Origin of the sequence: Pantoea sp. alder81, assembly GCF_020179835.1 — a bacterium.
GTDB lineage: Bacteria > Pseudomonadota > Gammaproteobacteria > Enterobacterales > Enterobacteriaceae > Pantoea.
Genome location: NZ_JAIUDA010000007.1, coordinates 225,123 through 237,830, shown reverse-complemented (window position 1 = coordinate 237,830; position 12,708 = coordinate 225,123). Strand labels below are relative to the sequence as shown.

At 53.7% G+C, this 12,708-nt stretch carries 12 protein-coding genes; 9 read left to right on the top strand and 3 right to left on the bottom strand.

The window, feature by feature from the left end; genetic code table 11:
- Positions 1-2: 2 nt before the first annotated feature.
- Genes yidD through rpmH form a run of 3 tightly spaced genes read right to left on the bottom strand, consistent with a single transcriptional unit; the run spans position 3 to position 738 of the window.
- The gene (gene yidD / locus LBW88_RS19175; protein WP_007893564.1) at positions 3-260 is read right to left on the bottom strand and encodes a membrane protein insertion efficiency factor YidD; all 258 of its coding nucleotides are present in this window, start codon (positions 258-260) and stop codon (positions 3-5) included.
- Positions 224-583 carry a ribonuclease P protein component gene (gene rnpA, locus LBW88_RS19170; protein WP_034830013.1) on the bottom strand — a complete coding sequence of 120 codons (360 nt, stop codon included), beginning with the start codon at positions 581-583 and terminating at the stop codon, positions 224-226. Before rnpA ends, yidD begins: the two co-directional genes overlap by 37 nt.
- Positions 584-597: 14 nt before the next feature.
- Positions 598-738, bottom strand: a complete 141-nt coding sequence (gene rpmH / locus LBW88_RS19165) for a 50S ribosomal protein L34 (protein ID WP_003849659.1) — start codon at positions 736-738, stop codon at positions 598-600.
- A 601-nt stretch (positions 739-1,339) separates the two neighbouring features.
- On the opposite strand from rpmH, the gene dnaA reads away from it, so the two are divergent.
- The 9 genes from dnaA to yidA all read left to right on the top strand — a co-directional run bounded on the left by dnaA (position 1,340) and on the right by yidA (position 12,643).
- Positions 1,340-2,740, top strand: coding sequence for a chromosomal replication initiator protein DnaA (gene dnaA, locus LBW88_RS19160; protein ID WP_224933649.1), 1,401 nt, complete (start codon positions 1,340-1,342; stop codon positions 2,738-2,740).
- A 5-nt stretch (positions 2,741-2,745) separates the two neighbouring features.
- A complete protein-coding gene (gene dnaN / locus LBW88_RS19155) occupies positions 2,746-3,846 on the top strand; it encodes a DNA polymerase III subunit beta (protein WP_034830010.1) in 1,101 nt (366 codons plus the stop codon).
- A 172-nt stretch (positions 3,847-4,018) separates the two neighbouring features.
- Complete coding sequence (recF, locus tag LBW88_RS19150; RefSeq protein ID WP_224933650.1) at positions 4,019-5,104, top strand: DNA replication/repair protein RecF; 1,086 nt, start codon at positions 4,019-4,021, stop codon at positions 5,102-5,104.
- Positions 5,105-5,121: 17 nt separating this feature from the next.
- A complete protein-coding gene (gene gyrB / locus LBW88_RS19145) occupies positions 5,122-7,530 on the top strand; it encodes a DNA topoisomerase (ATP-hydrolyzing) subunit B (protein WP_224933651.1) in 2,409 nt (802 codons plus the stop codon).
- A 198-nt stretch (positions 7,531-7,728) separates the two neighbouring features.
- Positions 7,729-8,925: a PfkB family carbohydrate kinase gene (locus LBW88_RS19140; protein ID WP_224933652.1), complete on the top strand. Its 1,197-nt coding sequence runs from the start codon at positions 7,729-7,731 to the stop codon at positions 8,923-8,925.
- A 43-nt stretch (positions 8,926-8,968) separates the two neighbouring features.
- Entirely contained in the window at positions 8,969-9,892 is a 924-nt protein-coding gene (locus LBW88_RS19135; RefSeq protein WP_224933653.1) for a dihydrodipicolinate synthase family protein, read from the top strand.
- 72 nt (positions 9,893-9,964) lie between these two features.
- Complete coding sequence (locus LBW88_RS19130) at positions 9,965-10,459, top strand: YhcH/YjgK/YiaL family protein (protein ID WP_224933654.1); 495 nt, start codon at positions 9,965-9,967, stop codon at positions 10,457-10,459.
- Positions 10,456-11,745 carry an MFS transporter gene (locus LBW88_RS19125; RefSeq protein WP_224933655.1) on the top strand — a complete coding sequence of 430 codons (1,290 nt, stop codon included), beginning with the start codon at positions 10,456-10,458 and terminating at the stop codon, positions 11,743-11,745. Before LBW88_RS19130 ends, LBW88_RS19125 begins: the two co-directional genes overlap by 4 nt.
- An 88-nt stretch (positions 11,746-11,833) precedes the next feature.
- Positions 11,834-12,643 carry a sugar-phosphatase gene (yidA, locus tag LBW88_RS19120; RefSeq protein ID WP_224933656.1) on the top strand — a complete coding sequence of 270 codons (810 nt, stop codon included), beginning with the start codon at positions 11,834-11,836 and terminating at the stop codon, positions 12,641-12,643.
- The last annotated feature ends 65 nt before the right edge of the window (positions 12,644-12,708 follow it).

Sequence of the window (12,708 nt, the reverse complement as noted above, 5' to 3'; positions counted from 1 at the left end):
CGTTAATGTTCTCTGGTATCAAAGGTTTTTGGCGGCACAGGATCGTCACCACCCGGGTTCAAAGGGTGGCATTTTAATACGCGTTTAATCGTCAACCAACTACCTTTTACGACGCCGAAGCGACGTAAGGCCTCAATCCCATACTGCGAGCAGGTGGGATGGAACCGACAATGAGGTCCAAGCAGTGGGCTGATGGCGCGTTGATAAACGCGTATCAGGGCAATCAGGAGCCGCGAGCCAGGCGACAGTGACGACGCCATAGTTTCTCCAACGCTTCCGTTAACGCACGGTTATCGAGGTCAGCAATCCCTTTTTTCGCCACGATGACAAAATCCATCGCAGGCAGCTCATGTTGGCGCAGACGAAAGCTTTCGCGGGTCAATCGCTTGATCCGGTTGCGTTCATGGGCGCGTTTCACATGCTTTTTAGCGACGGTAAGACCGATGCGGGGATGCCCCAGCGAATTAAGTCGGCCGAGGATGGTGATTTGCGGCGTACCGGCTCTTTGTGGCTGCTGGAAGACGAAAGTGAAATGAGTGGGAGTTAACAAACGTAACTCCCTGGGAAATGCGAGCTTAACCACTAGGGTTAGCTTTATTACTTAGAAACGGTCAGACGAGAACGGCCTTTAGCACGACGACGTGCCAGAACCTGACGACCATTTTTTGTTGCCATACGAGCACGGAAACCGTGTGAACGGTTGCGCTTCAGTACGGACGGTTGAAAAGTGCGTTTCATGGCGATTTCTACCTAAACTTGAAAATTTTCACTGGGTGACGCGTTTTCGGGCCAGTAAATCGACCGACGCCTCAATGTGTCTTTAATAAAGAGGCGGGATTGTAATAATTGTACAGTCCAGAGTCAATTTACTTCGCAGTTCGCGGCACCTGGAAACCAGATACAGCCCGCTGATTCCGTACATCAAGGCTTCACGCAATAATGCCGGGTGGGGAATTATACGGGCTATAGGGTAAAGCGCAAGGATCGCGCAGGATCTTCTTGCGATCAATTTGCAGATTTATTGCGCGGAAACGAGAGGCGACCAGAAAAATTGCCTCTTTCAGCGAGATCACCGCTCGCTTTTTCCGCAGAAAGCGTAAACTCATTAGCGCTTCATCAGCCTGTGGATAAATTGGATCAAAACTGTGTAGAAAGGGAAGATCTCTGTGCCGCTTTGCGCTATGATCCGCCCTTCCGCTGACGATCCTCAATGAGATCGCCGGGGGATGACTACCGCGAACAGCGGTCGCAGGCGCTTTCTGACCGCCTGTGTCAAAAAAGACAGTTTCTATTATTAGCGCCTGAAATTCTTATCGATTTTGTACGAGTGGAGTCCGCCGTGTCACTTACGCTTTGGCAACAGTGTCTTGCCCGTTTGCAGGATGAGCTTCCTGCCACCGAATTCAGCATGTGGATTCGTCCGCTGCAGGCTGAATTAAACGACAATACGCTGACCTTGTATGCACCAAATCGGTTTGTACTCGACTGGGTTCGGGATAAATACCTCAATAGTATTAATGGGCTGCTGAATGAATTCTGCGGCCCGAACGTGCCTTTGCTGCGTTTCGAAGTGGGCACGCGCCCGGCTGCGCAAGTAACGACCAGCCAGCCTGCAATGGCGGCTTACAGCACACGTGCTCCCGTTGAAAATCGTCCTGCTCCGGCGCAAATTTTGCGTCCAAGCTGGGATTCGGTGCCAGCACCTGCAGACGTGACCTATCGTTCAAATGTGAATAACCGCCATAACTTCGATAACTTCGTTGAAGGTAAATCTAACCAACTGGCGCGCGCGGCGGCACGTCAGGTGGCGGATAATCCTGGCGGCGCCTATAACCCTCTCTTCCTTTATGGCGGCACCGGTTTAGGTAAAACTCACCTGTTGCATGCGGTGGGGAATGGCATTATTGCGCGTAAGCCAAATGCCAAAGTGGTTTACATGCACTCCGAACGTTTTGTGCAGGACATGGTAAAAGCGCTGCAAAACAACGCCATTGAAGAATTTAAGCGTTATTACCGTTCCGTCGATGCACTGTTGATCGATGACATTCAGTTCTTTGCTAATAAAGAGCGCTCGCAGGAAGAGTTTTTCCATACCTTCAATGCATTGTTGGAAGGTAATCAGCAGATCATTTTGACCTCGGATCGTTATCCAAAAGAGATCAACGGCGTAGAAGATCGCCTGAAATCGCGTTTTGGCTGGGGATTAACTGTCGCGATCGAGCCGCCTGAGCTGGAAACACGCGTGGCGATCCTGATGAAGAAAGCCGACGAGAATGATATTCGTCTGCCGGGTGAAGTCGCCTTCTTTATTGCTAAACGCCTGCGCTCTAATGTGCGTGAGCTGGAAGGGGCGCTGAATCGCGTTATCGCGAATGCCAACTTCACCGGTCGCGCCATTACCATCGATTTCGTGCGCGAAGCGCTGCGCGATCTGCTGGCGTTGCAGGAAAAGCTGGTCACCATCGATAACATCCAGAAAACGGTGGCCGAGTACTACAAAATCAAAGTAGCGGATTTGCTGTCGAAGCGCCGTTCGCGTTCGGTGGCTCGTCCGCGTCAGATGGCGATGGCGATGGCGAAAGAGCTGACCAACCATAGCCTGCCGGAAATTGGCGATGCGTTTGGTGGCCGTGACCATACCACCGTGCTCCATGCCTGCCGTAAGATTGAGCAGTTGCGTGAAGAGAGCCACGACATCAAAGAAGATTTCTCTAACCTCATTCGAACATTATCTTCCTGACGCATATGAAATTTATTGTAGAACGTGAGCAGTTGCTGAAACCACTGCAACAGGTTAGCGGCCCGCTTGGTGGACGCCCGACCTTACCGATCCTCGGAAATTTACTGTTGCAGGTCAGTGAAGGCGTACTGCGTCTGACCGGCACTGATTTGGAAATGGAGATGGTGGCCCGCGTTGCGCTAACGCAGCCCCACGAACCGGGCGCAACCACCGTGCCCGCGCGTAAATTCCTCGATATTTGCCGCGGTTTGCCAGAGGGGGCTGAAATCAGCCTGACGCTGGAAGGTGACAGAATGCTGGTGCGTTCTGGCCGCAGCCGTTTCTCATTATCGACGCTGCCCGCGACTGACTTCCCTAATCTGGATGACTGGCAGAGCGAGGTGGAGTTCACCTTGCCGCAGGCCACGCTGAAACGACTGATCGAAGCAACGCAGTTCTCGATGGCACATCAGGATGTACGTTACTACCTTAACGGCATGCTGTTTGAGACAGAAGGTGAGGAGTTACGCACCGTCGCCACCGATGGTCACCGTCTGGCGGTATGCTCCATGCCGATTGGTCAGGCGTTGCCTAACCATTCGGTGATCGTGCCGCGCAAAGGTGTGATTGAGCTGGTGCGTTTGCTCGACGGTGGCGAAACCCCACTGCAGGTGCAGATCGGCAGCAGCAACATTCGCGCGCACGTCGGTGACTTTATCTTCACTTCTAAGCTGGTTGATGGCCGTTTCCCGGATTATCGCCGCGTACTGCCGAAGAACCCAGATAAAGCGCTGGAAGCGGGTTGCGATCTGCTGAAGCAGGCATTTGCCCGCGCAGCAATCCTCTCTAATGAGAAGTTCCGCGGCGTTCGCATCTATATCACTGAAAATCAGCTCAAGATCACCGCTAATAACCCTGAACAGGAAGAAGCGGAAGAGATGCTGGATGTGTCGTACAGCGGCACCGAACTGGAAATTGGTTTTAACGTCAGTTACGTGCTGGATGTGCTGAATGCGCTGAAGTGTGAGAACGTGCGTTTGCTGCTGACCGATTCGGTTTCCAGTGTGCAGATTGAAGATGTCGCCAGCCCAGCAGCGGCCTACGTCGTTATGCCTATGCGCTTGTAGTAGAAAATATCGGCCTGGCTTGCTTGCCATTCTGGGTCCGGGCAGTGCTCGTCCCTGGTCACATACTTCAGTATGCTCCCAGGGCCTGCGCGCTGGCCGTGACCAGACTGCCTGCGCCGCCGACGGCCTGGATTGTTAATGTTAGGCAACCCCCTTCTGGCTGGAATGATTCATGGCTTTAACCCGCCTCCTGATTAAAGATTTCCGCAATATCGAGCAAGCCGATCTCACGCTAGCGCCGGGCTTCAATTTCCTTGTGGGCGCTAACGGCAGCGGTAAAACCAGCGTGCTCGAAGCGATCTATACCCTCGGACACGGTCGCGCATTCCGCAGTTTGCAGGCCGGACGTGTTATCCGCCACGATCAGGACGCCTTTGTGCTGCATGGGCGTATTGAAGGCAACGAGCGAGAGTTGGCGGTCGGCCTTACCAAGAATCGCGCGGGCGACAGCAAAGTACGCATTGATGGCAGTGACGGCCATAAAGTCGCGGAGCTGGCGCAATTGCTGCCAATGCAACTGATCACCCCTGAAGGGTTTACTTTGCTCAACGGCGGCCCCAAATACCGTAGAGCCTATGTTGATTGGGGCTGTTTTCACTCTGCGCCCGGCTTCTTCAACGCGTGGAATAATCTGCGTCGATTGATGAAACAGCGTAATGCTGCACTGCGACAAGTTTCACGCTACAGCCAGATCCGCCCATGGGATCAGGAACTGGTGCCATTGGCCGAACAGATCAGCCAGTGGCGCGCCGAGTACAGTGCGGCGATCTCGAAGGAGATCATCGCCACCTGTGGTCAATTTTTACCAGAGTTTGAGTTGTCGTTTTCCTTCCAGCGCGGCTGGGATAAAGAGAGCGACTACGGCGAACTGCTGGAACGCAATTTTGAGCGCGATCGCGCGCTCACCTACACCGCCAGCGGCCCGCATAAAGCGGATTTTCGCATTCGTGCAGAAGGTACGCCGGTGGAAGATTTACTCTCACGCGGTCAATTAAAGCTGCTGATGTGTGCACTGCGTTTAGCGCAGGGTGAATATCTGACACGCAGTAGCGGACGTCGCTGTTTGTACCTGATTGATGACTTCGCTTCGGAGCTGGATGACACCCGTCGTCGGTTGCTTGCCGAGCGCCTGAAAGCCACGCAGGCTCAGGTATTTGTCAGTGCCATTGGTGTCGAGCATGTAATCGATATGAGTGACGAAAAGGGCAAGATGTTCCGCGTGGAACAGGGTAAAATAGCGGTTCAACCTGAAGATTAAATGAGCGAGAAACGTTGATGTCGAATTCTTATGACTCCTCAAGTATCAAAGTCCTTAAAGGGCTTGATGCGGTACGCAAACGCCCGGGTATGTATATCGGTGATACCGATGACGGCACCGGTCTGCATCACATGGTATTCGAGGTCGTGGATAACGCAATCGACGAAGCGCTCGCGGGTCACTGTAGTGACATCGTCGTCACCATCCATGCGGACAATTCTGTGTCTGTTCAGGATGATGGCCGTGGTATTCCGACCGGCATTCACCCGGAAGAGGGTGTATCTGCGGCGGAAGTGATCATGACCGTGCTGCACGCCGGCGGTAAGTTCGACGATAACTCTTATAAAGTGTCCGGTGGTCTGCACGGCGTGGGTGTGTCAGTGGTTAACGCCCTGTCGCAGAAGCTGGAGCTGACCATTCGTCGTGAAGGCAAGGTGCATCAGCAGGTTTATCAGCACGGCGTGCCGCAGGCTCCGCTGGCGGTATCGGGTGATACCGAAGCAACCGGTACACGCGTTCGCTTCTGGCCGAGCTACGAAACCTTCACTAACGTGATTGAGTTTGAGTACGAAATCCTGGCGAAACGCCTGCGCGAGCTGTCGTTCCTGAACTCAGGTGTTTCGATCCGTCTGGAAGACAAACGTGACGGCAAAGCCGACCACTTCCACTATGAAGGCGGCATCAAGGCATTCGTTGAGTACCTCAACAAGAACAAAACCCCGATTCATCCAACCGTGTTCTATTTCTCTACCGAGAAAGACGGTATTGGCGTGGAAGTGGCGCTGCAGTGGAACGATGGTTTCCAGGAAAACATCTACTGCTTCACCAACAACATTCCACAGCGCGACGGCGGTACGCACCTGGCCGGTTTCCGTGCGGCAATGACGCGTACGCTGAATGCCTACATGGATAAAGAAGGCTACAGCAAAAAAGCCAAAGTCAGCGCCACCGGTGATGATGCGCGTGAAGGCCTGATTGCGGTTGTCTCGGTGAAAGTGCCGGATCCAAAGTTCTCCTCACAGACCAAAGACAAGCTGGTTTCTTCAGAGGTGAAGTCCGCGGTTGAGCAGCAGATGAACGAACTGCTGAGCGAATACCTGCTGGAAAACCCGTCAGACGCGAAAATCGTAGTCGGTAAAATTATCGATGCGGCTCGTGCACGTGAAGCGGCTCGTCGCGCCCGTGAAATGACCCGTCGTAAAGGCGCGCTGGATTTGGCCGGCCTACCGGGCAAACTGGCGGATTGCCAGGAACGTGACCCTGCACTGTCTGAAATCTACTTAGTGGAAGGGGACTCAGCGGGCGGCTCTGCCAAGCAGGGACGTAACCGTAAGAACCAGGCGATCCTGCCGTTGAAAGGTAAAATCCTCAACGTAGAGAAAGCGCGTTTCGACAAGATGCTCGCTTCTCAGGAAGTGGCCACCCTGATCACCGCACTGGGCTGTGGTATCGGTCGTGACGAATACAACCCGGACAAACTGCGTTATCACAGCATCATCATCATGACCGATGCTGACGTCGATGGCTCGCATATCCGTACGCTGCTGTTGACCTTCTTCTACCGTCAGATGCCGGAAATCGTGGAACGTGGCCATGTCTACATTGCTCAGCCGCCACTGTACAAAGTGAAGAAAGGCAAGCAAGAACAGTATATTAAAGATGACGAAGCGATGGATCAGTATCAGATCGCTATCGCGCTTGATGGTGCTACGCTGCACACCAACGCCAGTGCACCAGCGCTTGGCGGCCAGCCGCTGGAAAATCTGGTAGGTGATTTCAACAGCACTCAGCGCATGATCAAGCGTATGGAACGTCGTTTCCCTCTGGCGATGCTGCGTGGCCTGATTTACCATCCGACTCTGAGCGACCTCAATGATGAGGCCACCGTTAAGAGCTGGATTGATGGCTTAGTCGCGTACCTGACCGAGCGCGAAGCGCACGGCAGCAGCTACATGGCGCACGTGCGCACCAACAGCGAACTGAACGTTTTCGAACCGGTATTGCGTGTGCGTACGCACGGTGTGGACACCGACTATCCGATGGACAGCGAGTTCATCGATGGGCCGGAATACCGCAAGATCTGTGCTCTGGGCGAGCAGCTGCGCGGCCTGATCGAAGAAGATGCATTCATCGAACGTGGCGAGCGCCGTCAGCCAGTGACCAGCTTCGAGCAAGCTATCGAGTGGCTGGTGAAAGAGTCGCGCCGTGGTCTGTCAGTTCAGCGCTATAAAGGTCTGGGTGAGATGAACCCAGAGCAGCTGTGGGAAACCACCATGGATCCAGACAGCCGCCGCATGCTGCGCGTCACCATTAAAGACGCCATCGCTGCTGACCAGCTGTTCACTACGCTGATGGGCGATGCGGTTGAACCGCGCCGTGCCTTCATCGAAGAGAATGCGCTGAAAGCCGCTAACATCGATATCTGATTTGTCACCTCAACCCTTCCCAACCGGGAAGGGTTTTTATTCCCCTTATTTTGTTATCCGCCTGACAATCTTCTTTTCCCTTGAAAAACATCTGCATTCACTTTTGTTTACTTCCGTTTTTTCCCGAGTGCTGAGATCCGCATCACTTTCATTAACAGCCGTCTCCCTTACGCTTGCGAGCGAAACGGAGGAAAGTGCATGTTTTTGGAAGAACGACGTAGCCAGATTTTGCTGTGGCTTGATGAATACGAGCGCGTCACGGTTAATGGCCTGGCAAGCCAGCTCGGCGTAACACGAGAAACGATTCGTACCGATCTCAGTGCATTGGCACAGCAGGGCTTAGTGCAGCGCTGCTATGGTGGCGCGATTGCGTTACGCCGGAATTTGCAGGAGAAGCTCATTAGTGAAAGTGGCAACTTTGAGGTGTTACTGCAACGCCTGCAGTCCCGTAAAGGCCAGGTAAAATCATCCGGTAAGCAGGGTAAAGTCTGCATTCTCGGTGCTTTTAACGTCGATATCGTGGCTAAAGTGGCGCAATTTCCACAAAGTGGCGAATCACTGATGGCGTTAGGCAGTACGCTGGGGCCGGGCGGTAAAGGCGCAAATCAGGCGATGGCAGCCAGCTGTGCGGGCACGCGCGTCCATTTTGTGGCCAAGGTCGGCACCGATCAATTCAGCCAATTCGCGTTCGATCATCTCTCTTCCTCCGACATTCACTCCTTCCGTCTTTACCAGACGGATGCCGAACCAACGGGCAGCGCCATCATTTATGTCTCGCAAGAAAATGGCGAGAACATGATTGCCATCTATTCGGGCGCCAATAAAACCATAACCGACGAAGAGATTGCCGAACTCACGCATGAATTAACCGATGCGAACGTGATGCTGCTGCAATTGGAAAACAACTTTGAAGCCACCCGCAGCGCCATCCGTCTCGCACACACCATGGGCGTCCGCGTCATTATGAATCCAGCGCCATTTTCCCCTGACGTGGTGAGCTGTCTGCCGATGATTGATGTGCTCACGCCCAATGAAACGGAAGCTTCGCGTCTGTCTGGTATTGAAATCCATGATGTCGCCAGCGCGCGCGCGGCTGCTCTGGCCATTGTCGCGTTGGGCGCGCGGAGAGTGATCATCACCATGGGATCGTGCGGTGCGCTGCTGTTTGATAACCAACAATTTCACCATATTCCGGCATTTCCTGCGCTCAGTGTGGATACCACAGGCGCGGGTGATGCCTTCAACGGCGCACTGGCGGCGGCACTCGCTCAGGGCCAAAGCTTGCTGCAAGCAGCGACCTGGGCATCTGCTTTTGCTTCGCTGGCTGTTGAGCGAGAAGGGGCAAGCAACATGCCCGATCGTCAGCAGGTGCTAACCCGACTTCAACAACGTTAATCAGAAAATTAATCACAGCGGTCCTTCGCTGACAGGAGAGATGATGAAAAAGATTGAAGGCATTGTACCGGTCATGCTGACCCCGTTTACCCCGGATAACCAGATTGATTATCCGGGACTGGAAAAGTTGATTGGTTGGTACTTAAAAGAGGGCGTGGATGCGCTGTTTGCAGTATGTCAGTCCAGCGAGATGCAATATCTCAGCCTCGACGAGCGGGTAGATCTGGCACGCTTTGTGGTGCAGAAAGTAGAAGGCCGTGTGCCCGTCATCGCCTCAGGACATATCAGTGATGATCTGGCAGAGCAAACTAAAGAGCTGCAAGCCATGGCCAGTACCGGGATTGATGCTTTGGTACTGGTGACCAACCACCTCGACCCACAAAATCAGGGCAGTGAAACATTCTATGCCCATCTCAACCATCTGTTGGAATCATTACCCGCGGACATGCCATTGGGGCTTTATGAGTGCCCGGCGCCGTATCGTCGCCTGTTGAGTGATGAGGAGTTCAGCTTCTGCGCCAACAGTGGCCGTTTTGTGGTGTTGAAAGATGTGAGCTGCGATCTGCCCACCGTTGAGCGCCGCGTCAAACTGGCTCAGGGCACGCCACTGGCCATTATCAATGCCAATGCAGCAATTGCCTGGCCGGCGATGCAAGCGGGATCCAAAGGTTTCAGCGGTGTGTTCACTAACTTCCATCCGGGTCTGTACCACTGGCTTTATCACCACGGCGCACAGCAGCCGGAAAAAGCTCATGAGCTGTCGCTGTTCCTGTCGCTCAGCGCCGTGACGGAAACGCTTGGCTATCCGAAAAACGCCAAGATTTATCACCAGCGACTGGGCACGTTTGCCAGTGAGCACTGCCGGGTGAACAAAGACAATGTGCTGGAAAAATTCTGGGGATTGAGCGTTCTGCTCGATCAAATCCGTGATGGCAGCGCGTTATGGCAGCCACGTGTAACCAAATAAAACCTCTCAGGGAGGATGTTTATCCTCCCGCTGTACCTGAACCCTCTAACGATAACGACACGGGAAAACATCATGATTGTATGCGATCGACTGGACTGGACGCGTGAGCGCCATGCTTTTCATCCCATAATTGACCAGGCTATTCGCTGGATTGCAGATACCGATTTCAGCCAGCTGGACGCAGGGAAATACGATTTACTGCCCAACAACCAGATGTTCTGTCTGGTGCAGGAAATGGATACCGAACCAGCGAGCGATCGTCGCGCGGAGTCGCACTTTAACTATGTTGATATCCAATATTTACTGAAGGGACGTGAGAATATCGGCGTGGCGCGCGCCCATCCGCAACATGTCATTACCGAAGATTTGCGCACCGAACGAGATGTGGTGTTTTATCAGGACACTATCAATGAATCGATGATCACCCTAACGCCGGGCCAGTTCGCGCTGTTTTTCCCACACGATGTCCATCGTCCGTGCTGTGCCGCGCCGGAAGTACAACGGATTCGCAAAGCGGTGATTAAAATCCATCTCGACCTGTTTTCTTCCCCGCAGGAGGCGTCATGAAACCCTCTTCGCATACCTTATCTGATGCGACCATTACCCAGCCAACAACCATAGGCAAACTGCGCTGGGGCATTGTCCTCCTTCTGCTGTTGGCGGCGGTGGTTAACTATCTTGACCGCGCGAATCTCAGCATCGCTAACACCACTATTGCTGCTGAATTTGGCTTCTCGCAAACCGAAATGGGCTTGTTACTCTCCGCATTTCTCTGGCCTTATGCGCTAGCAAACCTGCCTGCAGGCTGGCTGGTGGATAAGTTTGGTCCAAGGAAAATGTTCTCATGGGCGCTCGGCTTATGGTCCACGTTTACTGTGCTGGCGGCGTTTGTAAACAGCTATAGCTTCTTCTATGGCTTACGCATGATGTTAGGGATCGCCGAATCGCCGTTTTTCACCTCGGGTATCAAGATCACCCATCGCTGGTTTGGCGATAACGAACGCGGTTTACCCACGGCGATCATCAATACCGGTTCGCAAATCGCCAACGCTATCGCGCCACCGATTTTGACCGTACTGCTGCTGACCCTGGGCTGGCGTGGCATGTTCGTCGCCATTGGACTGATGGGTATTCCATTGCTGCTGGCGTGGTGGAAGTTTTATCGTGATCCCGAAGCGCGTGAAGATGCCTTGCTGCATGCCGGGCAGCGCAGTGTGGCTGCACCAGAAGAGAAGGCGCAGGCCAGTTGGGGTGCACTGTTCCGTCACAGCACAACGTGGTTTATGGTGATCGGCAACTTCTCCATCATGTTCACTATTTGGGTCTATCTCACCTGGCTACCAGGCTATTTGGAAAAATCCCTGGGTTTCAGTCTCAAAGCCACTGGTTGGATCGCCTCGATTCCGTTCTTCGCCGGCATTTTAGGCGTGCTGGTGGGCGGTATGCTGTCCGATCGATTGGTACGTCGTGGCGTACGGGCCATCACCGCGCGTAAAGTTCCGATTGTGACTGGCGCAGCACTGGCCGCCTGCTTCGTGGCACCGATCCCCTTCGTGGATAGTACGCCGCTGGCAATCGCGCTCCTCGCCATGGGGTACTTCTGTTCGCAGATGCCACAAGGAGCACTTTGGACGCTGGCCAGTGATATTGCACCAAAATCTCAGGTTGCTTCACTGGGTGCTATTCAGAACTTTGGCGGCTTCCTCGGCGCAGCAATGGCACCCATCGTCACGGGCATCATCCTGGATACTACCGGCAAATTTACCAACGTATTCTTGCTGGGGGCGGGATTGTTGATGCTGGGGGCGCTGAGCTATGGTTTGTTTGTCCGCAAGCCGCTGACCGCAAAATAACCTGAAGTGCCGTCCGTTGTCGATTAACTGGTCAATGTGAGCTGAATCGCGCTAGCATTAAACAAACTCTGACTTAACCGAGGATGTTATGGCGATAAAATTGATTGCGATCGATATGGACGGCACGCTGCTCAACCCGCAGCACGAGGTGACGGCGGCAGTGAAATCAGCGATTGGTCGTGCGCGTGATAAAGGGGTTTCCATTGTGCTGGCAACCGGCCGTCCGCTGGTCGGCATCGAGCGCTATCTGATGGAACTCGATATGCAGCAGCCTGGCCAATATTGCATCAGCAACAACGGCGCTTTGGTGCATAGCGCGGTTAACGGTGATGTCGTGGCTGAACAGACGCTGAGCTTTGATGACTATCTCTACATTGAACAGCTGGCGCGTGACCTCGGGGTACATTTCCAGGCGTTCGACAAATCCTTCCTCTATACGCCTAACAAAGACATCAGCGAATACACCATCCATGAAGCCAGTTTGACCGGTATTCCGGTACGTTACCGTGCGGTGGAGGAGATGGACCCCGCCACGCGCTTCCCGAAACTGATGATGATCGACAAGCCACATCTGCTGGATAAGGCGATTGCTGGCCTGCCTGCGCGTGCCCGTGAAAGCTACACCATCCTGAAAAGCGCGCCGTATTATCTCGAAATCCTCAACCCATTGGTCAACAAAGGCTACGGCGTGAAAATGCTGGCGGACAAATTGGGTCTGCAGCAGTCGGAAGTGATGGCGATTGGCGATCAGGAAAACGATTTGGCGATGATTGAGTATGCCGGAACCGGTGTGGCGATGGGCAATGCCATTGATTCGGTTAAACACATCGCGCAGTTTGTGACGAAAACCAATATGGAAGATGGCGTTGCGCATGCCATTGAAGAGTTAGTGCTGTAATCCTCTTCTCTGCGGGCAGCGCGCTGCTGTCCGCCTCTCTGAATTCATCCTGCAAATGCCGATTG

Excerpts from the sequence above, each read along its gene's own strand:
- yidD (WP_007893564.1), bottom strand. The coding sequence starts at position 260 with ATGGCGTCGTCACTGTCGCCTGGCTCGCGGCTCCTGATTGCCCTGATA.
- rpmH (WP_003849659.1), bottom strand. The coding sequence starts at position 738 with ATGAAACGCACTTTTCAACCGTCCGTACTGAAGCGCAACCGTTCACAC.
- dnaN (WP_034830010.1), top strand. The coding sequence starts at position 2,746 with ATGAAATTTATTGTAGAACGTGAGCAGTTGCTGAAACCACTGCAACAG.
- recF (WP_224933650.1), top strand. The coding sequence starts at position 4,019 with ATGGCTTTAACCCGCCTCCTGATTAAAGATTTCCGCAATATCGAGCAA.
- gyrB (WP_224933651.1), top strand. The coding sequence starts at position 5,122 with ATGTCGAATTCTTATGACTCCTCAAGTATCAAAGTCCTTAAAGGGCTT.
- LBW88_RS19140 (WP_224933652.1), top strand. The coding sequence starts at position 7,729 with ATGTTTTTGGAAGAACGACGTAGCCAGATTTTGCTGTGGCTTGATGAA.
- LBW88_RS19135 (WP_224933653.1), top strand. The coding sequence starts at position 8,969 with ATGAAAAAGATTGAAGGCATTGTACCGGTCATGCTGACCCCGTTTACC.
- LBW88_RS19130 (WP_224933654.1), top strand. The coding sequence starts at position 9,965 with ATGATTGTATGCGATCGACTGGACTGGACGCGTGAGCGCCATGCTTTT.
- LBW88_RS19125 (WP_224933655.1), top strand. The coding sequence starts at position 10,456 with ATGAAACCCTCTTCGCATACCTTATCTGATGCGACCATTACCCAGCCA.
- yidA (WP_224933656.1), top strand. The coding sequence starts at position 11,834 with ATGGCGATAAAATTGATTGCGATCGATATGGACGGCACGCTGCTCAAC.